Here is a 25,084-nt window from a genome sequence, read left to right on the forward strand (position 1 = left end):
TAACTAAAAATATTATCCATAATGCAACGCCTAACACCACTATTGCTATTACTTATTTTTTCAGGTCAACTTTACGCACAACATCTCGAGTGGATAACCTCCCAGCAAGAAGGCTCTGCTTCGAGAGGAGATAGGATAGCCGTGGATGGTAATGGTGATGTTATTGTAATTGGAATTTTTTCCGGAACAAAAGATATCGAAGACGGACCTGGAGAAACGATAGTAACGTCTAATGGAGAAGATGATGTTTTTGTACAAAAAACAACAAATGAAGGAGATTTTGTATGGGGAATTTCATACGGAAACTCCGAACATGACTGGGTTTACGGAATTGAAACCGATACAGAAAACAATATTTACATCTGCGGATTTTTTACAGGAACGATTGATTTTGATCCGGGGGATGGCATTGAAAATAGGACAGCAGTCCATGATCGTGACGCTTATGTTCTCAAACTCAGTCCTGCCGGTGAATTTTTGTGGGTTTATACAGTGGGAGGATTTCGCAACGACATAGCGTACGATGTTAATATAGATGCTTTTGGCGTAGTAAATATGATTGGCACTTTATTAAGTGAAGTAGACATGGATATGGGACCAGACGAATTTATTTTGGACAATTCAAACGGTAATCTTTTTCTGCTTAAAATCACTTCGGACGCTGAATTTATTGATGCCCGAATCATCGCCAGTAGCGTTCCTTATCCAAAATTTACGTTTGATTCGGAAAATAACATCATACTAACAGGGTCCTTTAGTTGGACCTATGATTTTGATCCAGGAGTTGACGAACATCTATTAACAGTAGTAGGAGGTAAAGATATTTTTGTATCAAAACTCACCAATAGTGGTGATTTGATCTGGGCAAAATCTTTTGGTGGAGGTGGAGATGATATTGCAACAAATATTGCCGTAAATAATGATGGTGAAGTATTTGTAACGGGGTACTTTGATGGGTTTATCTTTTTTGACTATGGTATTTTTGATTATACATTGTTTCCTGCAGGAGAAAGAGACGCATTTATTTTCAAACTAGATGCAGACGGTATATTAGCATGGGCGCGCAGACTCGGTGGAGAAAGTAGGGATGTAGCGAACACCGTAGAAATTGACGATGCTGGCAATGTCTTTTTCGGGGGATATTTTAGAGGTTTAGCAGATGTCCATCCTAGTCCTATTATAGCAGATTATTATGACACTGGAAGGGAATCTATAAGCGGTGGGTATTTTGAAAAACTCGACACTTATGGAAATTTAATTTGGTCAAAAATATACAATTTCGCAGGCACAACTGTAAATGATACTTATAGAGATGATGACGGTAATATTTATTTTACAGGTACAACGAACGGTACGCACGATTACGATACCGGTCCCCGTGAACATTTTAATACGACAGCTGGTACCTCAAGTTTCATTTTAAAGTTATCCGATTGTGGAATTTCAGAATACACAAGAAGAGATACTGCTTGCTATTCATATACAGTGGATAGCGGAGATGAGACCTATTATGAAAGCGGTATTTATAATGACACCATTTTAGGTGACGGTGGTTGCGATCTATTCCTAACGATCGAACTAGAGATTAGATCAAATGAGTCTACCTCAATAGCTATCAATGAATGTATTTCATATACACCAGAAGGTGCAGACACGACCTATTTTGAATCAGGCGTACACGCAGACACTTTAACCAATATTTACGGTTGTGACAGCATTATCATCACCAATTTTGAAATTAACGATGCGTTAGGTACAGAAGTAAACCAAACAGACTTCACATTAACAGCCGTCGCTAGCGGACTAACCTACCAATGGGTGGATTGCAATGCAAGTTATGCCGAAGTTATAGACGAAACTGATCCAAACTATACGCCAACTACAAATGGTTCATATGCTGTTATCATATCTGATGGTGTTTGTACTGATACTTCGGCTTGTTTTGAGATCGCTGGACTTTCAACAGAAAGTATCCCAAACAGGCAATATCAAATTTACCCAAATCCATCGCAAGGCTTATTCCACATTAAGAGTCCACCCGGCGACTATGTTAACAGTACTATTTATATAAAAAACATTATGGGTAAAACCATTAAATCAACCATTATTGGTCCTGATCAAAACATCGAATTAGATATTGCGAGTGGCATTTACTTTATAGAGGTTGCTTTGGCTAACGAAATAATTTATACCCAAAAATTAATTGTACAATGAAGATTTTAAGCTATTTATTTATTCTCTATTTACTTTTCGTAAATGTACAAAATGTATTTGGACAATCATTTCGACAAGGCGCAAGTATGCATTCTAGTCAAAATGAAATTTTTAATTCGGTTGAAGCATTATCCAATGGCAATATAGTTACCACGTTTAATACGGAATGGGACAACATCGGAATTGAGCTGCCTGTTGGCTATGGTTCTCATGTAGATTATTCAGGAACTAAATCTATTATTTGTTTTAACAATAAACTTACTGATGTAGAATGGTTCGTCACCTTTAAAGGGAATGACAATATGGATATCTGCGAAGTCGTTGTGGATGAAGAAGATAATTCATACGTGCGTTTTACTGGTGCTAATCGCGATCCATTCGTACTCAATAACGATACATTATATGCTCCTAACTTAACAGCTAAAACATATATTATTAAAATCAACAAATTTGGTGAAATCGTCTGGAAACGTGTATTAGATGATACCATGATAAAAGACACAAGGCAAATGCAAATAGCCAATGGCGCACTTTACGTGATGATTGATTTTAGAGAAGATATTGAAAATCCTTTTGGTGGCATTTTGCCAACAATTGGTAGCAGCGATTATTATATCACAAAAATAAGTTACGACAATGAACTTCTAGATCTGTATCATATCTATTGTCATGTGGGCAGTTTACTAATTCAGGATTTTGATATATCATCAGATGGAAATATTTTATTGGCAGCTCAAACTCCCATGAACCTTGTGGTCAACGGCAATATATTATACTCTACATATCCAGGTTTAATTGATTATTCTGGAATATTTGAAATAAGCCCTGATGGTACGGTACTTTTAAATTCAATTCCCAATTCTTTATATACATTAATTGTAGAGTATAACAATGATAACAATGTTCTAGTTGCTGGAAAATCATCCGCTTTGGTTGAAGATGAACCAATTCTTGGTGATACCAGTTATGCAACTGACTGTGGTAAATTCATTTTTGCAGGCCTCACAGACGATTTTGAAATTGATTGGATAGCGTTTTATTATCGCGAATATGAACCTTGCCAATTTACAGAGCTTAGCATTGCTGATATAGCGGAAGATTGCAGAGGTAATTATTATTTAGTTGGCAGGACTGAGGACCGTACTAGATTTGGAGATTTCTTTTTTAGAGAGAGCTCGGCAGACGCAGGCAATAGAGGTGATGCATTTATTGTTAAAACAGATAGTGTTGGTACACCGACATGGTTAGGCCATGGAGGAGGAACCATTTTTTCAGATCAATTCATTGGTGTGACTGTTGACAATAATGGAGCCGCATATGCCGCTGGTTATTATTCTGGTAGTTGTAGCTTTGGCAGTATTAGATTTACCGGTATAGGAGGAGGTATGCATACCGAAGCAATGCTCATTCGTCTTCAAGATGCCATACCAGATTATCCAGTTGCTGAGCTTTCTGCAGAGATCTCAGATATATGTATTGGTGACACAGTTAGACTGGAATTTGACACAACGTTTGCAATCGATTATTCATGGCTACCTGTAGATATGACTGATAGTCTAACTTTCAGACCAGACACTATTGGATCGTATTCATATTCACTTATTGCTTATGACTCATTGGGATGTCAGGACGAGGTTTCAATTAACGTGGAAGTGCACAATTTTCCTGATGTAGCTATTCATGTTTTAAGCGAAGACATTTGTATTGGAGATTCATTAATATTGAACCCAACCGGTGCTACAACTTATTTGTGGGAACCAGAATACATCTCTGATACCTATCACCAACCTGATGAAGTTGGCGACGAAAGATTTATCTTAACAGGCATCGATGATTACGGGTGTAGCAATAGAGATACTATTTTTATCAATACACACGAATTGCCGCGAATAGTAGATCCTGTTATATCACATGAGTTAATGGGTGAAGATGGTTCAATAGATATCAGAGGTGAAGGAGGTAACCCACCGTATACATTCGATTGGGATAGAGACGAAATTGATGACTTTGATGACACAGAAGACTTAACCGACTTAACTGAAGGACTTTATACTGTTAGAATAAAGGATAATCTAGGTTGTATCAATTCAGATTCTTATGAAGTATTGAGTTTTCTATCCTTAACAGGCTCAGACGATCCTGAAATTTTAATTTATCCTAACCCAGCACAAGATTTGCTATATATAAATGCTGAAAATGAATTCACTTATAAAATTTTTAATGCAGCAGGTTCTGAAATAGTGCAGGGTAGGCACAGTAACAATACATCAATGATCAAAATTGACCAACTCAATTCTGGCACTTACCTAATTCAATTGTATCAAAAAGAGCAAATCTTTCATTTTAAATTTGTTAAACTTTAATCTTAACTATAACAATTCATTTGCCCGAGACGGAATTTAAAACCCAGAACAAGTAACCGCAACGCACGAAACCTACCAACGTGAGAATTACGATAGAAATCGGTACGATGACACTGCAACAAAAACCTAATCTTTCCCCTAATTTTGCAATATGAGTAAAAAGTTACGTGACGGAAAGAACAAAAAATTGCACAGCAAATTGATTGGTCAGAAGAAGCAAAAAATTGTAGATAAAGAGGTCGCTCGAAAACAGAAGTTAAAAGCGATGTATGCGAAGTTGAACGAAGACAAATCGGACGAGGAACCTAAGACAACTTAATTCCAATTACTGAAACATCATCAATCTGTTCTTGGCAACCTTTCCATTTATTAAACTCCTCAATTAAATGCGGCATTCGCTCCTCGAATTTTAAACTTGCATTTTTTTGCAACAATCGTTTAAAAGGTTTGAAACCAAACTTCTTCCCTCTTTCACCACCGAATTGATCGCGGTAGCCATCAGAGAATAAATAAATCGAATCCCCCTTTGCTACTTCCACATGCATATTTGAATAAGGATCTGTATGCCGACTATTTAAACCGATTGGTTTTTTATCCCCACGCAAAATAGTATACACATCCTCACTCACGGTCACCAAACAATTATTCGCTCCGCTAAAACTCCATTTCTTGGTAGCTGAATCAAACATCACAACAGACATGTCTATTCCATCATTCAAATTAGATTGAGACAATTTTAAACGGAATTCCTCATTCAATTCTTCTAAGAACATCGCCGGAGAATTGATTTTCTTCTTCGTGAAAAAATGATCAATACTTGCTAAACCCAAAATAGAAATCATCGCACCAGGAATGCCATGACCAGTACAATCGCCCAAGACGATAAATGTCCGTTCATCTTGCTCACCTACCCAATACATATCCCCTGAAACCTCTTCCTTAGGTTTAAATAAAATGAAATAATCTTTAATAATTGATGCTATTGTTTCCTCACTTGGCATTAAACTCGCCTGAATATTCTTTGCATAACGAATACTGGCTTCAATCTCACTCTGACGCTCCTCAATCTCCACTTTCTGATTCCTGACCATAGACAGAAACTTATAACTATTTCTTTTGAACATCACCATCACAATCATCACAACAAAGATGGAGGCGAGTACGATAAAGATCTGTAAACAATCAACAATAAATTCGTCCCCCGTAAACATGGGTACATGGAATTCTTGTATATAAAGATTCGCTACAAACACCGCAGAATTCAATACCTCAATAACAATAATGGACTTCAGTCGATTAAAAATGATGAACCAGAGAATCGCTGTTGTAAAAAGTGCAAACGCTGCCCCTGATCCCTTTCCGAAATAAATGGACAATCCCGTGAGCACAATCCAAGGGCTAACAGTCAGCGCAGCACGTGACAATATCATCCGATCTTTCGAGCAAAAATAAAAGCTGAGTAATCCCAAGCCAAAACTTACCGCAACAATAATAGATAGAAACGGAGAGCTAATAATTACGCCCATTATAAAGGTCAGTAAATAAGTCCCCAACAAAACCAAAGACACCCGGTTATAAGTTCTCTTTCGTTCCGCTTTAAATTCTTCCATTTCTGGTCGAACACCACAATCTATAAGTCGATTAATTATTTGCATAAAAGATTAAATGCACGGGATTATTTGTTGGAACACGTTTATTATGAGCACGTATGGGTTATACGTTTGATTCGACAAGATAATTTATTATTTTAAATTTTAGGGGATTTGGGGTTAAAATAGATTGGTTATAAATTAATTACCACCACCCATAGCCCCTCCTTTTAGGAGGGGATGGGGGTGATCCTGGGATATTACGCTTAATATAAATAAAACTAAAATTTTTTAATTTAATTTTCTTGAAACATGTTTGTATTTAATTGGTTTATTGTGGAGTAAGGTAAACGCCTACGGCTTTTGTGGATTGGAACACCTTCGGTGTTTTTTTGCCTTCGGCTGTTGGGATTGGAACGCCTTCGGCATTTTGCCTTCGGCTGTTGGGGTTGGAACGCCTTCGGCATTTTGCCTTCGGCTGTTGGGGTTGGAACGCCTTCGGCATTTTGCCTTCGGCTGTTGGGGTTGGAACGCCTTCGGCATTTTGCCTTCGGCTGTTGGGGTTGGAACGCCTTCGGCATTTTGCCTTCGGCTGTTGGGGTATTAAGGGGTATGTATTTTGTAGGTTGACCCCTCCGCCTGCGGCACCTCCCCTGGGAGGGGAGGGTGTTTTATTTGGGTGTTTTTATGTTTGGGGGGAGGGTTTTGAAATTGTTTTTTATTTCTTGTAGGACGTGTGAAAGGTTTTGAAAAACTAATTTGTTTTCAAATCTGATTATTTTGATGCCTTCGGCTTCAATTATTTCTGTTCGAATTTTATCGGCGGCTTGGCCTTCTGGCGTGAAATGAGCTTGACCATCTAATTCAACTCCTAATTTTTCGGAATGGCAATAGAAATCAATTATAAAATTATGAACGCTGAATTGGCGTCTAAACTTTCGCCCTTCCAATTGTTTACCTTTTAAGAATTGCCATAAATGAACCTCTGCTGGTGTTGCACCATTGCGCAGATCTTTACGATACTGCTTGAGTCCGGGCTTATTGTTTACTTGTCTAATTTTTCTCAAAACACATTATTTGGGTTAAGTGCTTAATTAACAGTCTAATTTATGAAAATTTTCCCAAACCAAAAAAAGCGCTCACCAAATGAATGATGAACGCTTTTTTCTGTATAAATCTAAACTACTTTAGAATGCTAATGCGCTTTGAAATTGGTCGCAAATTATTATCGGTATGAATATTCAAATGATAAATACCTGTCGCTAAACCAGCAGGCAAATCAACCGTTAGTTTTTGGTTACCTGGCATCATTTCAATTGACAATTCATGGCAGACTTTGCCGGTGAAATCTAATAATTGAATAGATACATTCTCAACTTGATTTAAAGACATACCGATTGTCAAATAATCTGAAGTTGGATTCGGGTAAACACCACTGATGAATAAGTTATTATTTTCATTGATGACACCTGTATGATCTTCTTCCTCAACATAAACCCTTGGGTTGATTGGAGCAGGAATGGCTTGCAAATTTTTTCCAATAGACGGACTGAGTGCTTGTTGCAAAAAACCTTGATCTTTTAAAGTAAACCAACCTTGTGCAATGCTGTCTCTATCCGATCTGAATTTCGTGTCGACATAATGATAATCCGCTTGTACTTTTAGCTGTGTGATGTCCATGATAAAATAACCGTGGTTGTCCAAATCAGAATATCTTAAATGAGGATTCTCGACTAACAATTCAGCTTGAAAAGGCAAAGGTGATGTTCCAGGGCTGCTTTCATTTCTATTTGGAGACGCTAAACTCGGTGCTGCCAATTCAACCCCATAAGTTCCACGACCAGTTAGTGGTTGATAATAAGCCGTATCAAAAGGATGTTTTGTTAAATCAAAAGCCCAAGAACGGTGTGTATCACCAGTAAGAACAACATGGTTTTTATCACCCGTATCAATCAATTTATCAATCACTTTTTCTCTTTCAAAAGGATAACCTGTCCAAGCATCAACATCAGGACTATCTTCTCCCTCTTCCGACATCATCACTTGATTGCCATATATTTTCCAAGTAGCGTTAGACGCATCAATCTTATCGAATAACCACTCACGTTGTTCTTCTCCTAAAATCTCTCTTGTAGTATCAGCAAATAAAGGATCAATTGCACTGTATGCTTGCTTATCACGATCTTCAACTCTCGTATCCACCATAATGATATCTGCCAGATCACCAATCTCAAACGAACGGTAAATTTGAGGCTTTCCACCGACATATTCTGGCATTCGAATCGGCATCCACTCCATATAAGCACGAATCGCACTTTCTTTACGGGTGATGAAGTCACCTTCTGTTTCTTCAGAATGATTTGCTGCGCCAGTTTCGTATGTATTGTTCGCGATCTCATGATCATCCCAAACACAAATGAAAGGATGTTGTTGATGTGCCGCCATCAAATCCTGATCTAACTTGTAAAAACTATGGCGAATACGGTAATCATCCAAACTAATAATCTCATCGTTTGGACGGTGTTGACGATCAACCTCAACAGAATAACCATAGTCATAAGTTGGATATTCGTATAAGTAATCACCCAAATGTAAAACAGCATCCAAATCGTTGTGTTTTGAAATCTGCTTATAAGAATTAAAATAACCCATTTGATAATTACTACAAGAACCCACTGCAAATCGTAAATGTGAAGCCGTAGCACCTTGCAAAGTATGCGTTCGACCAACAATACTATTCTTCTCTAAAGCGGTGAAATAATAGTAATAGGTTACATTCGGTTCCAAATCAGTAACATCAACTTTTACGGTATAATCTTTCGTATAATCCGTTGTTAATTCGCCTTCTGCAACAATATAAGTAAAAGCAGTATCCTTTGCCATTACCCATTTTACAGGGACAATCGTATCAGAAACTGGTGTGACACGCGTCCAAATAATTACGCGGTCTTGTAATGGATCCCCAGAAGCAACACCGTGGTAAAACGGCGCCAGCTCTGGGTTAAAATATTCTGGTTCTATCTCCTCACCCGGTCCATGTGTAAACGACAGTTGGGCAAAAGAAATATTCACTTGCACGAAAAGTATCGCCAATAAAATTGTCTTGATTATTTCTCTCATTTTTTAATGATTTTAACTGTTTGTACAGTACCTGCTTTTGTGATAGAAACAAAGTAAATTCCAGGTACTAAATCAGCTACATTCAATTTCACCATATTATTGGTTAAGTTGTTAACTGTACTGATTGTTTGCCCTGTGATGCTCATTAATTTTAAAGATCCACCTTCAATATCACCAGTTACCGTTAATTGATTCGATACTGGATTAGGGAAGACATTAAAACCATTGTCTTCATCGACATTAATGCTAGCAAAACTTTGATTCTCTGTTGACAATCCCATTATTCTATACCCATCGTTGAACGGTGCAAAAGTAAATTCACTTTTTTGAGATCCTAAACCATATAATCTAAATGGTCCAGTTGGTGCTAATTCGCCTGACAAAGTACCATTCGATGAAATATAAATGGCGATCGTGTCTTCCGTTGCAATATTCACTGCTTGTACCGCAATATTAGATGGCCAATAAGTAATTGCAGGATATAATTTTAAAGAATCTAAAACGATATAAGCCGCTTCATTCTCCTCTTCAACTGTATTCAATTCGATGGCAGTTGCTAAGTCGTTATCAGCAGATACAAATTCAATTGCATCTAAATTTTCCAATCTTGTTAGCCCTCTAAATTGACCTACTTTACCCCAAACTTTTACGGCATCACCTTCTTGTACATCGTATCCCATTGTTCCTTCAGCATTGTAAACATCCATACCGAATTCGCCGTCGATTACATAAAAATCAACACCACCAGTATAGTTAAAATTCACACCATGAACAATACCTTCAATTAGTACATTTGCACCAATTTCATCAGCAATTCCATCTGCATCTACACCACGTAAATCTTCGATAGGCGTTGAAGGATAGATATAGTTAGCGATATGAATCGTATCATAAACAATCTCTCCTAAAAATGCATTCGCAGGATTCGTTAATTTCAATACAAAATACTCATCACCCTCTAAAGGTTCACTATTGATAATTTCGAAATAGAAATAACTCGTTTCATCCGCAAGACCTTCAGCAAAAGAAACTACTGCTGGAACAACATTTACATCAACCCCTAATTCAACCGTTCCTAAAGATTCGATTTGCACCTCAACTTGCGTTAAGAACTCGTTTCCATTAGCCAAAACAATTGGCAAAGCAACAATACCGTCATCTTCGTTAAAGTAAGTATGCTCATCTTGAAAAGAAACAGTTAAGATATCCGCAGTACTCAAAGGCGCGATACTAAAATCATCAATTGCCAAACCATCATCAAAACTATTCGAGTTGTGATCCGTCCAACGAATCCAAAGTGTATCACCAGGCGCTAAATTAAGTGCACCAATTACTGCAGATTTTTCTGTACGATACATTTCATCATTTCCATCAGTTGGAATTCCTAATGTACCTTCCTCAACGGGAGAATAAAAATCCAATAAACCAAATCCATTATAATCACCTTCACCAATGTTCTCAGCATTTTTTGCATAGCTAAAGAATAAAGTATCTGGTCCAGTCGCTCTTAACGGTCGACCTTGACGCCACATTTCACCAGTAAAATTCACTTCAACATTCTCAACAGTTTCGGCTGTATTATTGATCCAAGCAGAACCATAAATAGCGGTTGATAATCCACCAGAACCGATAGAACCTAAAGCTCTTTCATCACTTAAAGTTTCACCGAAACTATAAATATTACCGTTGGCATTGTCACCAGGCAGCGCATGATAAGTTTCGTTTGCATTTACGCCATATTCTTTAGCAAACCAAGCGATAGGAAGCGAAGAGAATCCGTAAAATTCGTTGTATTCATTTCCAAGTAAATTAAAATCCTCATAATTATAAACATCCATCATTGAGAATACACCAAAATGAGAAACCTCTGCCGGTTCAGGATGGAAAGTCATTGAAAGATCATCAATACCTAAAGCATCGTCAAAACTAGAAGAGTTAACATCGAACCATTTTAACCAAAGTGTATCATTTGGAGCGATAGTAACATCAAAAGTATATTCAATAATCACAGTATTTTCTTCAGCATTACCATCAACCATTATTTGATTCCGTGGATCACCAGGAGTTGCCGGACTGATAAAATTAAGATCAGTTAAAGCAGTAAATTCAGGATTATCAATACTGTCAGCATTCACACTATAAAAGAAATGCAAAGTATCAGGGCCTGTAGCGCGCTCTGCATTCCCTACTCTCCACAATTCACCGCTATATGACAAAGTCACTGCGTTGATTGTTTCATCAGAAGTATTAACAAAAGAGGCACCATAATGGATATTGTGTAACGAACCAGTACCGATACTTCCCAAAGCACGTTCAGTACTGTCAGCACCTAAGGCATCACCAAAACTATATAAATCACCACCAGCAAACTCACCTTCAGCTGCACGATACTCATCATTAGCATTGGTACCATACTCGGTACATTCCCAACCCAATGGTAAAGTTTCATGACTATTTTCTAAAGTAACAGGAGATAACAAATTAAAGTTTTGGGTATAAATTTCGGCAGGATCCGTTATCAAGACCTGTGCGAAAATTTGGAATGAACTCAATAAAATGAGTGCGAGTAAAGTTTTTTTCATTTTGCTTTTTTTAAATTTTCTGCAAAGCTACGGAGAGAAAAAAGCGAAATCAGGCGAATTGAATTAAGAAAAACCAAAGCGATTGTCAAGATAACGTTAGCTATATTTTAACAAACACGTCATTTTAATAATATAGCGTTCATATAGCACGACAAGAAATTAAGCAGCAAATAATTAGAAAATAAAAAGCGATTAATTTAGGCTACACCTTTAACAACATCTCCCAAAGGATGATAAGTATAATAACGAAAAACTGCTTCGATCGCCATTTTTAAAGCCGTATTAATTGGTACAATTGTACTACCCATTTGATAATCAATTTGTGAAAGACGCATATAATAATGGGTAAAAACAGGCACAGGTAAATTGGCATCAATCATCTTCTGAGCATTAATAAATGCCAAAGGCTGATCGGCTTTAATAAGACTGCAAGTTGCCAAACGCAACTGACCATATTTATCTGTATTGGCACCATAACCAAAAAGTCGACAGATTAAACCGCGATGGATATAACTGCTGCAAGACCCTTTCCCCTCTTCTAACAATCCAATTGGGCGATAAATATGACAGGTTTTATCCGATTTATCTGAGAGCTGTTCCAACATCGCTTCACATTCTCCATTGAGGTAAAGATGAAAAGCCCAAGGCAAGAATTCGAGCGGTGAAGCATCAATTTGATTATGAGTACAACATTTTCCGCATCCTGGCGCACAACTCAATCCTGTTTTCACTTGAAAAACCCCTATTTCACTATCTAAATCGCGAAATAACTGCTCCACTTCCCGCACTTTCAACTCAATTGACATTTGCTTTTTTAGTAAGGTACGCTATTCTATGTTGCGAAACACATAAATAAAAAATTTCACAAAAAAAATGCACCCCATTAAGTGATGCATTCTTTCCTCTACGCCATAAGCTACTATTCTATCATTACGGTGTCACTCACAATTTTCCAATTGCCTTTAGCGTCTTGAAGCAGTATAAAAATGGACGTTGCGGTCATTTTTTCTCCCACTAATTTTACCGTTGCACTCACCGAATTCCCGTTCGAACTTAGATTTAGGATAGTAATTTTACGTGTGTCACCACCATATTCTTTACTTCTAATTTTCTCCACATAAGTCGCCTTGTCCATTGTAGAAACTGATTCACTTCCAAAAAGCCGGTTCATTACAATACGGTAATTATCATCCAAATAATTACCTATTTCATCTGCCTTATTTTTATCGCCTGCCAGCACAAAGGCTTTAATTGTTGCTTCAACTTTTTGCATATCTCCATTTTGTGCATTTGCTCCTATCGATAGGAAAACCGTAAAAACCAATGCAATAATTTTTGAATATTTCATATTTGTTTGTTTTAATTAATTTTTAACTGATTTATGAGTGATTCACACTTTATTAATAAAATTCTAGTTCTTTCATCTTGCCAACTTAAAGTGTGATTTTTTCTTGTGTTCGCATTATTGAGTGGTGTTGAAAATCATCAGATTGACTGTAGGCAATTGTGAGATAATATTGCTTGCCATTCTCTAAGGATTTTTGATATTTATTTCTTATTTCTACAGGCAATGAAAATTGAATTCTTGTTCCGGCAGCATCTTCGGTTCCACTTATGTTCAAAACATTATCGGAGACACCTATTTTTTTAAACGATTTATAATTTCCGGGTGATAAAGTTGAATGTTCTACGACCTCTGCTACCCCATTTTTAACGCGCCCCATTAATAAATAGGTTCCTGTAATACCTTGTTTGTTATTTAAACCAATGGCTACCCAACCATCAGCAGGTGCAGATATTGTGAAATGGATTAGTTTGTCAGCATGCGACCAATCTACTTTCATTTTATTCTTTTCAATATGACCGAACCCTAACAGGGTAAAAAAAATCAAATACTTCATAACATCAATTGTTGATATATCAATTTATAATTCAAAAAAATATTATGACATATTTTCTCTCATTTTTGCGAGCATTTTGCTCATCATCTCTAATTCTTCTTTACTTAATCCTTTAACACTATTCTTCCTTTGTGCTTTTACCATTGGCAGATGCTTAGCAATAAAATCCTGCCCAGTTTGTGTCAATTCAATATGATAAGTCCGTCGACTATCTGGCACGTCCACTCTTGTCAGCAGGTTCTTCTTTTCTAATAAATCAATTGTGCGCGTAATTGAAGCAGGATCGCGACGAGATTTTTTAGCGAGTTCACGTTGCGTGAGATCCGTCGATTCTTGCACAATTTTCATGATCACCCATTGATCAACTGTAATCCCCAATTTCTTTTCATCAAACTCTCTTTGCGAATATTGTTTAGACAATTTACTCGTTTGCTCAATTTGGAATAAAATGACCTCTTCAATTTTTTGCATTGCACAAATATATATTAATTTATTGATATATCAATCATTGTTGTTTAACAATAATTTAACTCACCTTATTTTTCGCGACTTTCAATTCGAGCTGCACGATTGACAAAACGACCAATATTTCAGCAAAAATGTATAAATACCCCCAAATAGTAATCGATTTGTAATGAAACATTGCAAAACCTATCGAAATACAGCAATATATCATATTCATAATAGCGATGATAGTGAGCAATGATTTTGTATTGCCGGAGTTATTTCTATAGGCCCAAAAATCAAACAATGTAAAAAGAATAGGTAGAAAAGCGAGGAAATACAAGCTCGATTTAGGTATACCGAACACCGCTTCGAACGGCACCAAAACGACACCTAATAAAAAAGCGGATAACAAAGCTCCTACACCATCTAAAACGAATAGTTTTTCAGGATGTTGATGCAAATACTTGAGAAGGCTAACCATTAATTATTCAACACTATTAATTCCATTCGAATATAAGTATTACCGACCTAAATGCAACAATTAGACTACTATAAAAAATAAATTAATTGAAAAAGAAGCACTTTTCAAGAGAAGTTTAATTCCCTACATTACAAACTATTACAAACAGTCTAAAACCTTTTATTATGAAATATGCCATACTTTTTATTAGCATTACATTATCTATAGGCACAATATTAGGACAAACTACATTCGTGCCAGATGACAATTTTGAACAAGCGTTAATTGATCTTGGTTTAGATGATGAACTTGACGATTATGTTTTAACCTCAAACATTGATACGCTCACCGCCTTATTCATTTCACGAAAAGCAATCACTTCTTTGGAAGGAATTGAAGATTTTATATACTTGGAAATCTTAGATTGTAGCGAAAACAATTTGAATTTAATCGACCTTTCTGCCAACCTAAATCTTATCAATTTTTCGTGTTCAAATAATACGATTAATCGTATAGAAATTGGTATCAATGAAAACTTAAAAATCATGAACTGTTCAGCCAATGAATTAACCACATTCGATATTACAGGTTGTCCAGAATTACAGGTGCTAATTTGTGATAATAATTTAATAACCAGCCTTGATTTAACGATTAACACCGAATTAATTATCCTAAAATGCAATAACAACAACCTGACTAACCTTATTCTAGACAGACAACTCAATATTAGATTTTTAGAATGTGAACTCAACCCCATTCGCGAACTAAATGTTACGAACAATACAAATTTGCGGGAATTAAAATGCGGGCAAACTGACATCAAAAATTTAAACCTTGACGACAATACATCTCTAATGTTATTCAACGCATACAATGGTAAATTAGAAACACTTAGCATTCGCAACAGCAACAATTACCGCATTGAAACGTCAGAAAATTTTAACATCCGCGAAAACCCCAATTTATTTTGTGTTTCCGTAGACAATGTTGATTATGCGACTTCCACTTGGACGGAAATAGATGAGTCCATAAGTTTTAGTGAAAATTGTCATCCATTAAACATATTGCCTTCGATATTTATTGACTTTACCATTTATCCCAATCCAGCGAAAAGTTATTTGACAATAGCAACTGATCAAGCAGCGGACCAATATAACTTTTACGACTTAAGCGGAAAACAAATTCGAACAGGAAAACTAAACCAAGGTTCAAATACAATAGAACTTGATGAATTTTCGCCAGGTATTTACATGTTAAATATCGTTGCGGGTGATTTAGCCATAACTGAAAAAATTATAATTGAATGACCGCTAATAAAATTGCCGATTACCCTTGTTTTATAATTTAAAATTCGGATGACTTTTTTAAAGTTGTCCGTTTTTTTTGATTCACTATAAACTATGAATAGTGAAATGATACGTAGTTTTTAGAATAATTCAACACCAAAATAAACACGTTCTCAAACAATTCATTTGACGAAGAAACGTTTAGACTGCTATAATTTAGTGATTATTTCACTGATAACCACCTGATAGAAAAGGATAAAAACGATAACTTTATTATCAAAGCTCCTCCATATGATTGATAAAATATGTTTTTTTGTTCTCACGTTTATATCGGGATCATTGTACTGTCAATACACAAGTATTCCAGACAATAATTTTGAGCAAGCATTAATCTATCTTGATTTAGACGACGAAATTGATGGGTTGGTATTGACTGAAAATATAGACACATTAAAAACTTTGCATGTTCCGAGAATGGCGATTGCTTCATTAAGTGGCATTGAAGATTTTACAGCTTTAGAAAACCTCAATTGCGAGATCAATTATTTGGACTATTTGAACCTCACAAGCAATACAAATCTAATCTACCTCACTTGTTCGTTTAATTATATAGACAGAATTGATCTTGGGCATAACCCAAATCTGCTTAAATTAATTTGTTCAGACAATCAACTATCCTTTATAGATCTTTCTGGTTGTGAAAACTTATACTATCTACAATGTTCCTCTAATTTATTTACGAGTATAGATATAAGCGCTAACCCTAATTTGCACAAATTAAAATGTGGTAAAAATTATTTACGAGGACTTGATGTAAGTTCGCAATCTCATTTACTCCTTTTATCCTGCAGATTTAATGAAATATCCGCGCTAGACTTATCCAATAATGCACTTTTAACCAGTTTAGAATGCGAAAACAATTATATCAACGAACTCGACCTTACGATCACGCCAAACCTTGAGTTTTTAAACTGTTCGCACAACCCATTATCAAGTTTAGATTTAAGCCAAAATTTAGCCTTGAGATTTATCAACTGCTCACACTCAGATATCACGACCTTAAATCTCGATCACAACTCGAAACTTGACGTTGTTAAGTCGGTCGGCACAGAGTTAAACTCACTGAGCATTCGCAATGGAAACAACGAAAATATTGAATCCGAATTCGATTTTTTCATTCGAGACAATCCTAATCTTTATTGCATCGCTGTTGACAACCCAACTTATTCGGAAAATGCCTGGACAGAGGTAGACGAAATTGTATCGTTTAGAGAGAATTGCAATACTTTAACAGCAACAAGCTCAACGGTAATTAATTATCAAATCTATCCCAATCCAGCAAAGGAATTTTTAACGATAGAGATTGAGCAAAAAGCAGATCAATTTAGCTTACATGATCTGAGCGGAAAAGAAATTCGTTCGGGCCATTTAAACCAAGGCTCCAATTCAATTAACCTTGAAGAAATGGCTCCAGGCTTATACATCTTGCATATTGCCGGTGAAGATATCTCATTAAATGAAAGAATTGTGATTGAATAATTATCCAGAACCTTCCTCATTTTCCCAACTCAAATCAGCTTTAATATTTGATTTACGGATGACTTTTTTTAAAAAGTTGTCCGTTTTTTTTGGGTAAAACAATGATCTTAAGTAGAAAAGACAGAAATAAAATGAATTACCAAACAAAATAACACCGACACAACCACCTGACAAACCGTTAATTAACATTATTTAATATGCTGTTTTAAAAAATATTTGGAGCAAAACAAACATATATGATAGTAAAACTACTATATTTGCATTCAATTATTTTTATATGGACAATCTACTATCAAATATTAAAATTAAGGTCAACGATAAAGTTTTTATAAAAGATCCAGAATCTTCAGAATTAGGCAAAAGAATTGTTCAAGGAACAATCGGCTTAATTGACGAGATCGGTTTTGAGCAGTTTACGTTCAAAAAATTAGCAAAAGAAATAAAAACGAGTGAAGCCTCAATTTACCGGTACTTTGACAGCAAACATCATTTATTGGTTTATATCACATTATGGTATTGGGGATGGATGGAATACCGTATTGTTTTTAAATTAATGAATATTGAATCGGCAGAAGAGCGGTTAACAATAGCCGTTAAAACTTTGACCGAAGTCATTGAGGAAGACAAAGATTTCAACCATATCAACAAAGTAAAATTGCACCGCATTGTCATTCGCGAATCCTCAAAAATATATTTGAATAAAAGTGTTGATAACGAGAATTCAGAAGGATTCTTCTTAGCCTACAAACGCCTGGTAGAAAGAGTCGTTAAAATAATTTTAGAAATCAATCCAACTTATAAATACCCGCATATGTTGGTATCAACCATCATTGAAGGCGCACATCATCAGCGCTATTTCGCCAAACATTTACCGCGATTAACAGATATAGTAAATGGTGAGGACGCAGTGACCACATTTTATCAAAAGATGGCCCTTACCCAATTAAAAGATTAAAATGGAAAAAATTGACATCAACAAACCCCTAAAAAGGTTTTGGCTGCTACTTAAACCAGACAAACTAGAAATTAGAAACGTATATTTTTACGCGCTTTTTAACGGAATGGTTTACCTGTCATTACCAATTGGCGTTCAAGCGATCATTAACCTAATTCAGGGAGGATTGGTCAGTACATCCTGGGTTATTCTTGTTGTATTTGTACTGCTAGGCCTTATCATAAACGGGGTTTTGACAATCAGTCAAATGCATATTGTAGAGAATTTACAAAAGAAGATATTTACCCGTGCTGCTTTCGAATTTGCCTATCGTATTCCACGCATTAAGCTAGAAGCTCTATACAAATATTACGCACCTGAATTGATGAATCGTTTTTTCGATATTATTTCCGTTCAAAAAGGGCTTTCAAAAATATTATTAGAATTTACCTCAGCAAGTATTCAAGTCATTTTTGGATTGATTTTACTTTCATTGTACCATCCTTTTTTCATCATCTTTAGTTTTATTTTAGTACTACTAATTTTCTTTATTTTCAAGATCACAGCACGCCGTGGTTTAACCACAAGTCTTTTAGAATCGAAAAGCAAATACAAAGTCGCACAATGGCTTGAAGAAATTGCAAGAAACAACGTCACTTTTAAATTAGCTGGAGACACCAACCTCCCATTAGAAAGAGTTGACGAAGAGGTTGCAGATTATATCACATTTAGAGAAAAACATTTTAAAGTCCTCATTCAACAATTCAGTTTAATGGTTGGATTTAAAGTCATAGTTGCTGCCGGTTTACTCATAATCGGAAGTCTACTTGTCATTCAACAACAAATGAATATTGGCCAATTTGTTGCCGCTGAAATCATCATTCTAATGGTACTTGGCGCGATTGAAAAATTGGTAATTAGTTTAGAAACGATTTATGATGTATTGACATCACTCGAAAAACTTGCTCAAGTAACTGATCTCGAATTAGAATCGGAAGAAGGTGCTTTAATTTCAAACTTTTGCACAACTCCTGGTCTTTCAGTAGAATTGACGAATGTATCATTTAGTTATCCTACTACAAATAAATTAGTGATTGATGGATTGAACTTAAAAATCAATGAAGGCGAACGTATTTTATTGACAGGACATAACGGTTCAGGCAAGTCGACTTTACTCAACTTATTGGCGAGTGTTTATTTGCCTAATCGTGGCAATATTTCATATAACGAATTCCCACACAGGAATCTTCAACCGCAAAATTTAAGATCAGTTATTGGCGATTGTTTAATGGACGGGCAATTATTTGTAGGTTCTGTTTTAGAAAACATTGCAATTGGAAGAAAAAACGCAACATTTCAAAACGTACAGTGGGCGATTGAAAGCTTAGGCTTGTCCAATTTTATAAAATCATTACCCAATGGCTATAAGACCATCATCGATCCTGAGGGGATAAAATTCTCAAAAGGAATTACTGACAAATTAATTCTGGCCAGATGTATTGCCGAACGACCAAAATTATTGTTGATCAATGATATTTTTCAATCAATTCAACCTGCTGAAAAGAAAAGAATCATCGATTTCTTATTGCATAAAGACCAAAAATGGACAGTTGTTTTTATCTCCTCCGATAACTATATCGCACAAAGTGTTGACCGTATTGCACTACTCGAAAAAGGGGCAATTTTGGAGACAGGTAATTATCAAAAAATGAAAGATAAACTCGTTTAATATGCTAAATATATCTGATTATAGCGTTAGTGATCAAATTCGAGTGAAGGATTTGAAGACACTCAGTTCAGTAGAAAGTAAAAAGTCAAGTCGTGTGCTCTTAAGGTTAATGACGGGAACTTTTGTGATTGGTGTATTAATCCTATTACTTCCATGGACTCAAAACATACGGTCGAATGGGACGACTACGACTTTAAACCCTGATCAACGCCCACAAAGCATTCATTCCGTCATTCCAGGTAGAATAGAAAAATGGTATGTAAAAGAGGGCGATTTTGTACAGAAAGGTGACACCATTGCATTTATGTCAGAAGTGAAAGCCGAATATTTTGATAGCCAACTTTTAAACAGAACAACCGATCAAACCGAGTTTAAAAAACTTAGCGTAACATCGTACGAAGAGAAGATCAATAACCTCGACAAACAGATTACAGCTTTAACAACACAAAAAAAATTAAAGCTCGATCAAGGTCAAATTAAATTACAACAAGCCAAACTTAAAGTAACCAATGACAGCATTGTTTTTTATGCCGCTGATGTGACTTACCAAACTGCGCGTAAGCAATATGATCGACTTCAAGAATTATTTGATCAAGGATTAAAATCTAGAACGGATCTTGAAAACAGAAACATCAAATTACAAGACAGTTATTCCTACCTCATCAAAGCAGAAAACGATTTACTTGCTTCAAAATCTGATTTAATTGCGGCTAAAATTGAACTGTCTAATATTCAAATGAATTACGAAACTAGCGTTGCAAAAGCGCGGTCAGACAAATTCTCTGCCGTATCAAGCAAACTACAATCACAAGGAGATGTATCAAAATTAGAAAATCAATTTTCGAATTATGAAAAGCGGAATTCGTTCTATTATATTCTTGCCCCACAAGATTGTTATGTCACCAAATTAATCGCAAATGGAATTGGAGAGACAGTGAAAGAAGGAGCAGCAATTGTGAATATCATGCCAACGCAATATCAAATGGCCGCAGAAATTTATGTAGACCCTATCGATCTTCCACTCGTTAAAATTGGCAGTCCACTTCGTTTACAATTCGATGGTTGGCCTGCAGTCGTTTTTTCAGGCTGGCCGAATATCAGTCAAGGCACATATGGCGCTAAAGTTTATGCCATCGATCAATACATTTCTCCGAATGGAAAATACCGCTTATTGGTGGAGCAAGATCCTGATGATTATCCTTGGCCAGATGCTTTGCGATTCGGTGGTGGCGTGCATACCATGATTTTATTAGAAGACGTACCAATCTGGTACGAATTATGGCGAAAAATTAACGGATTCCCACCGAATTATTATATGGATAAGGCAGCAGCCAAAACAGCCGAAAACAAATAAAAATGAAGCAGATCTTATTTATTACCACCTTCTTTTTATCCTTTGGCAGCGCTTTGTCTCAAAATGATAATTTGCAGATGACCTATGACCAGTTCATGCAAATTGTGAAAGAACATCATCCGATTGCTAAACAAGCGCAGAACCAAATGGAATTAGGTGAAGTGTACTACCTAAAATCCAAAGGAGCGTTTGATCCCAACCTATTTGGAGGACTAAATCAAAAATATTTTAAAGACAAAGAATACTATAATATTCTAGGCGCTGGCTTAAAAATCCCGACCTGGTACGGCGTTTCGTTTCAAGGTGGATATGACTTAAATACTGGTTCACAACTCAATCCTCAGAACCTAACACCAGACGAAGGATTATGGTATGCTGGTGTAAATATTGCATTGGGTAAAGGTTTGATTATCGATCAACGAAGAGCAGAATACCGCAAAGCCAAGATTTTTATTGAAAGCAGTCTTCAGGAACAACACAAGATGTTGAACGAACTCTATCTGCAATCATCATTGGCCTATTGGGAATGGTTTAAAGCCTACAATAAAATGATTATTTATCAAGATGCTGTGAACAATGCTTTAGATCGACTTGACGCCGTTAAACAAAGTGTTACATTCGGCGATAAACCAACCATCGACACATTAGAAGCAAATATTCAATTGCAAAGTAGACTATTTAATTATTTAGATGCAGAACTAGCATACCTAAACAGCACTACGCTACTTGAAATATATTTATGGGACAATGGTATGGCACCAATGGAACTTGATACAAATTTAACACCACCACTTTCCCCCGAAGTTGAATTCAGGCAAATTGATCCCCTATTGATTTTTAAAATCGACTCGATAAAAACACAACATCCCGAATTGATGCAAACCAGCTATAAAATCGACCAACTTAAAATTGATCTACAACTGAGTAAAGAAAATTTGAAGCCCGATTTAAACTTCAAATACAATGCTTTATCCTATACTGACAACAACGATATTTTGACCAATTACAGTCCCAACAATTACGTTTGGGGCGTTGATTTAAAGTTCCCATTATTCTTGAGAAAAGAACGGGGTGACTTAAAAATCAATCAACTAAAAATTGAAAATATGCAAGCCGATTTGGCTTTTAAAACCGAGCAGATCAATTATAAAGTAGATTTAACAATTAATGAATGGGCGACAACCTATAAACAAATCGTTATTTGGGAACAAACAACCAAGAGTTATCTCACTTTGCTTGAAAGCGAACAACTGCTCTATCAAACCGGAGAAAGCTCACTCTTCATGGTGAATAATCGCGAAAAATCCTTTATTGAAGCCCAATTAAAGCTCGTCGATCGCATTACAGCGAATAGAAAATCAGAGATTAAAACCAAATACGCCTTAGGTACAATTTATAATAGTATTTAAGATCTTTGCAGAACTGTAACCAATGTTACTGTATACTCGTTAATCTATACCTACCTTACGATTAAATAAAAACAGCAGATATGAAAAAGATAGCAATAGCAGCAGCAATGATTTTATTAGCGGTTAGCGCATGTAAAAAGGAAGAAAAAGAAGTTGTACTTGAAGAATTATCGGTTGAAGAACAGGATGATTTAACCTTTTTAATTCAAGAAGAAAAATTGGCTAGAGATGTCTATATCTATGCTTTTGACAAACATGGAGATGCCATATTTAATAATATATCATCGAGCGAACAAAAGCACATGGATAAGGTGGAAGAATTATTAATTAAATACAGTATCCCCAACCCTAATGAGGGCAATGATGAAGGTGTTTTTGAGAATATAGAATTGCAAACTTTGTATGATAATTTGATTGTATTAGTTGATAGTTCTTTAGTAGAAGCATTGAAAGTTGGCGCAACAATTGAGGACTTAGACATTCATGACATCAATACCTTAATGACGCATACAAGTATATACGATTTAACTTTTGTTTACGAGAATTTGAGCTGTGGATCAAGAAACCATATGCGATCATTTGTTTCAAAACTTGATGAACTTGAGGCATTATATACACCTCAGTATATATCAGCAGAAGATTACGAAGCTATTCTTGCTAGCGAAACTGAAAAGTGTGGGAAGTAAAGTAAAATATTCTTGCAAAAAAAATCCTGCCGAACTATTGTAAAATAATTCGGCAGGACATTATAAAAATCTAATCTACTAGTCGATTTTCAATACCGACTTCGTAAATACATTACCTTCCGTATCTGTGATAACCAATTGGTATAAACCGCTTGCTAAATCTTGAATTGAGTATTGATTGTTACCCATAGTTTTGATTCCAGAAATTTGTCCAAATGTATTGATCACTTGTACATTTTCAATTGGCGCATTATTTTCAGCAACAATATAGACTAAATCACGCGTTGGATTTGGATAAACCTCCCAAGGATTAACAACAATATCATCAACGCTATTTGTTTCAGCATCATTTATTTTCTCAATTGTTCCTTCAGATTCTCTTGACAAAACGAACTCAATTAAACCGTCTTCTCTATGAAAAAGGGCCAATCCATTTAAATCTGAAATACCCGAACAATAAGAAATCTCAGTATATCCACGACCGATATGAGAAAGACCGATAATCTCATCATCAGAAGATAATAAAAGCACATCAGAACCATTTAACGAAGTATGTTCCCACGTTTGAGGATTTGTTGGCAAACCAGTGCGCAATGTAATTGGATCATATCTCCAACCTTCATCTAATAAATCAATTCCATATGCTTTTAAAACACCTTCATAATCAAGTACAATCAATTCTGCATCATCATCACCATCATAATCATGAATTGCAATATGACCAAAATCACCAGAACCAGAACTAATTACTTTAGCTTCAGTAAATGCGCCGATACCTGTATTTCTGAACCAAAAATTATTGTATCCACCCATTGCAATGTCAGGTCTTCTATTCCCCGTTATATCACCCACAGCTAAATCAGAAATTTCACCGACTACAGATTCAAAAATATTCTCTAAAGAAAGGTCACCATCATCACTCACTATAACATCTGCATAAGCTCTCAATGTAGAAGGTCTTGAATACGCAAAAACCATCCCTTCACTTCCATCTACATTAAAATCACCAATGGCAATTGCATCGATATTATGTAGAACAGGAACAGTGTATAATTCTGCAAAATCAATAGTTGTTGGTCCTGTATAAACGATATAATAGATAGTTGAAGAAGTTGCAATAATGATTTCATCATAACCATCACCATTCATATCAGCCGCTTTTAAGAACTTCATTTCAGCACCACCAATTAATGGTACTGCAGCAGCAAAATTATCACTCCCCGTATTTCTTTTCCAAAAAACGTTAAAGCTTACAGAATCTAAAAATACAATATCCTCAGATCCATCACCGTTAAAATCACATGTCATGATTAAAGAAGGACTATAAAGATCTTCCTCAATTGCAGTCATTTCACAAGATTGTCCGAAAGCATTTCCTGATAAAAGCAAAGTCAATGCTATACCAATGTTTTGTAGTGTTCTTTTCATATTCAATATTTTTTAGTTTACTAGTCGTACAGAGATTTTGACC

Annotated in this window: 21 protein-coding genes; 10 read left to right on the forward strand and 11 right to left on the reverse strand. The window is 35.8% G+C overall.

Translation table 11 applies throughout. The features are described from left to right. Positions 1-21: 21 nt before the first annotated feature. The 3 genes from T367_RS0114105 to T367_RS25045 all read left to right on the forward strand — a co-directional run bounded on the left by T367_RS0114105 (position 22) and on the right by T367_RS25045 (position 4,896). Positions 22-2,214 carry a T9SS type A sorting domain-containing protein gene (locus T367_RS0114105; RefSeq protein WP_027420434.1) on the forward strand — a complete coding sequence of 731 codons (2,193 nt, stop codon included), beginning with the start codon at positions 22-24 and terminating at the stop codon, positions 2,212-2,214. Continuing rightward, the gene (locus tag T367_RS0114110; RefSeq protein ID WP_027420435.1) at positions 2,211-4,577 is read left to right on the forward strand and encodes a T9SS type A sorting domain-containing protein; all 2,367 of its coding nucleotides are present in this window, start codon (positions 2,211-2,213) and stop codon (positions 4,575-4,577) included. Before T367_RS0114105 ends, T367_RS0114110 begins: the two co-directional genes overlap by 4 nt. 151 nt (positions 4,578-4,728) lie before the next feature. After that, a complete protein-coding gene (locus T367_RS25045) occupies positions 4,729-4,896 on the forward strand; it encodes a hypothetical protein (protein ID WP_169736071.1) in 168 nt (55 codons plus the stop codon). Here the strand turns inward: T367_RS25045 and T367_RS0114120 are convergent. From T367_RS0114120 to T367_RS0114165, 9 genes are all read right to left on the reverse strand, one after another. Then, a complete protein-coding gene (locus T367_RS0114120; RefSeq protein ID WP_084274432.1) occupies positions 4,883-6,232 on the reverse strand; it encodes a PP2C family protein-serine/threonine phosphatase in 1,350 nt (449 codons plus the stop codon). The two genes, T367_RS25045 and T367_RS0114120, sit on opposite strands and share 14 nt — an antisense overlap. A gap of 605 nt (positions 6,233-6,837) precedes the next feature. Beyond that, positions 6,838-7,233, reverse strand: coding sequence for an endonuclease domain-containing protein (locus T367_RS0114130; RefSeq protein WP_027420438.1), 396 nt, complete (start codon positions 7,231-7,233; stop codon positions 6,838-6,840). A 115-nt stretch (positions 7,234-7,348) separates the two neighbouring features. Continuing rightward, on the reverse strand, positions 7,349-9,286 hold the full coding sequence (locus T367_RS22465) for an alkaline phosphatase D family protein (protein ID WP_035844145.1): 1,938 nt from the start codon (positions 9,284-9,286) through the stop codon (positions 7,349-7,351). Further along, complete coding sequence (locus tag T367_RS0114140; protein WP_027420439.1) at positions 9,283-11,868, reverse strand: T9SS type A sorting domain-containing protein; 2,586 nt, start codon at positions 11,866-11,868, stop codon at positions 9,283-9,285. The genes T367_RS22465 and T367_RS0114140 overlap by 4 nt, the downstream gene beginning before the upstream one ends. Before the next feature lie 197 nt (positions 11,869-12,065). Next, on the reverse strand, positions 12,066-12,647 hold the full coding sequence (locus T367_RS0114145; protein WP_316930868.1) for a YkgJ family cysteine cluster protein: 582 nt from the start codon (positions 12,645-12,647) through the stop codon (positions 12,066-12,068). A 140-nt stretch (positions 12,648-12,787) separates the two neighbouring features. After that, positions 12,788-13,216 carry a nuclear transport factor 2 family protein gene (locus T367_RS0114150; protein ID WP_027420441.1) on the reverse strand — a complete coding sequence of 143 codons (429 nt, stop codon included), beginning with the start codon at positions 13,214-13,216 and terminating at the stop codon, positions 12,788-12,790. A gap of 85 nt (positions 13,217-13,301) precedes the next feature. After that, on the reverse strand, positions 13,302-13,769 hold the full coding sequence (locus T367_RS0114155) for a DOMON domain-containing protein (RefSeq protein WP_027420442.1): 468 nt from the start codon (positions 13,767-13,769) through the stop codon (positions 13,302-13,304). 42 nt (positions 13,770-13,811) lie between these two features. Beyond that, positions 13,812-14,240, reverse strand: a complete 429-nt coding sequence (locus T367_RS0114160; protein ID WP_027420443.1) for a MarR family winged helix-turn-helix transcriptional regulator — start codon at positions 14,238-14,240, stop codon at positions 13,812-13,814. Positions 14,241-14,295: 55 nt separating this feature from the next. Then, on the reverse strand, positions 14,296-14,697 hold the full coding sequence (locus tag T367_RS0114165; protein WP_027420444.1) for a hypothetical protein: 402 nt from the start codon (positions 14,695-14,697) through the stop codon (positions 14,296-14,298). A gap of 164 nt (positions 14,698-14,861) precedes the next feature. Between T367_RS0114165 and T367_RS0114170 the strand changes: the two genes are divergently transcribed. Both T367_RS0114170 and T367_RS0114175 read left to right on the forward strand, forming a co-directional pair. Then, entirely contained in the window at positions 14,862-15,983 is a 1,122-nt protein-coding gene (locus tag T367_RS0114170; RefSeq protein WP_027420445.1) for a T9SS type A sorting domain-containing protein, read from the forward strand. Positions 15,984-16,253: 270 nt separating this feature from the next. Next, positions 16,254-17,501 carry a T9SS type A sorting domain-containing protein gene (locus T367_RS0114175; RefSeq protein WP_084274433.1) on the forward strand — a complete coding sequence of 416 codons (1,248 nt, stop codon included), beginning with the start codon at positions 16,254-16,256 and terminating at the stop codon, positions 17,499-17,501. Here T367_RS0114175 and T367_RS0114180 read toward each other — a convergent pair whose 3' ends face one another. After that, positions 17,502-17,690, reverse strand: coding sequence for a hypothetical protein (locus T367_RS0114180; RefSeq protein WP_027420447.1), 189 nt, complete (start codon positions 17,688-17,690; stop codon positions 17,502-17,504). 88 nt (positions 17,691-17,778) lie between these two features. Here T367_RS0114180 and T367_RS0114185 point away from each other — a divergent pair, with 88 nt between their 5' ends. The 5 genes from T367_RS0114185 to T367_RS0114205 all read left to right on the forward strand — a co-directional run bounded on the left by T367_RS0114185 (position 17,779) and on the right by T367_RS0114205 (position 23,613). After that, on the forward strand, positions 17,779-18,456 hold the full coding sequence (locus T367_RS0114185; protein WP_027420448.1) for a TetR/AcrR family transcriptional regulator: 678 nt from the start codon (positions 17,779-17,781) through the stop codon (positions 18,454-18,456). Position 18,457: 1 nt separating this feature from the next. Beyond that, the gene (locus T367_RS0114190) at positions 18,458-20,164 is read left to right on the forward strand and encodes a peptidase domain-containing ABC transporter (protein WP_027420449.1); all 1,707 of its coding nucleotides are present in this window, start codon (positions 18,458-18,460) and stop codon (positions 20,162-20,164) included. Position 20,165: 1 nt separating this feature from the next. Beyond that, complete coding sequence (locus T367_RS0114195; protein ID WP_027420450.1) at positions 20,166-21,518, forward strand: HlyD family secretion protein; 1,353 nt, start codon at positions 20,166-20,168, stop codon at positions 21,516-21,518. Positions 21,519-21,520: 2 nt separating this feature from the next. Then, complete coding sequence (locus T367_RS0114200; protein ID WP_084274434.1) at positions 21,521-22,927, forward strand: TolC family protein; 1,407 nt, start codon at positions 21,521-21,523, stop codon at positions 22,925-22,927. Positions 22,928-23,007: 80 nt separating this feature from the next. Then, the gene (locus T367_RS0114205; RefSeq protein ID WP_027420452.1) at positions 23,008-23,613 is read left to right on the forward strand and encodes a DUF2202 domain-containing protein; all 606 of its coding nucleotides are present in this window, start codon (positions 23,008-23,010) and stop codon (positions 23,611-23,613) included. A gap of 78 nt (positions 23,614-23,691) precedes the next feature. On the opposite strand, the gene T367_RS0114210 is transcribed toward T367_RS0114205, so the two are convergent. After that, positions 23,692-25,041 carry a T9SS type A sorting domain-containing protein gene (locus T367_RS0114210; protein WP_027420453.1) on the reverse strand — a complete coding sequence of 450 codons (1,350 nt, stop codon included), beginning with the start codon at positions 25,039-25,041 and terminating at the stop codon, positions 23,692-23,694. Between the last annotated feature and the right edge of the window lie 43 nt (positions 25,042-25,084).

Origin of the sequence: Crocinitomix catalasitica ATCC 23190, assembly GCF_000621625.1 — a bacterium.
Taxonomy (GTDB): Bacteria; Bacteroidota; Bacteroidia; order Flavobacteriales_D; family Crocinitomicaceae; genus Crocinitomix; species Crocinitomix catalasitica.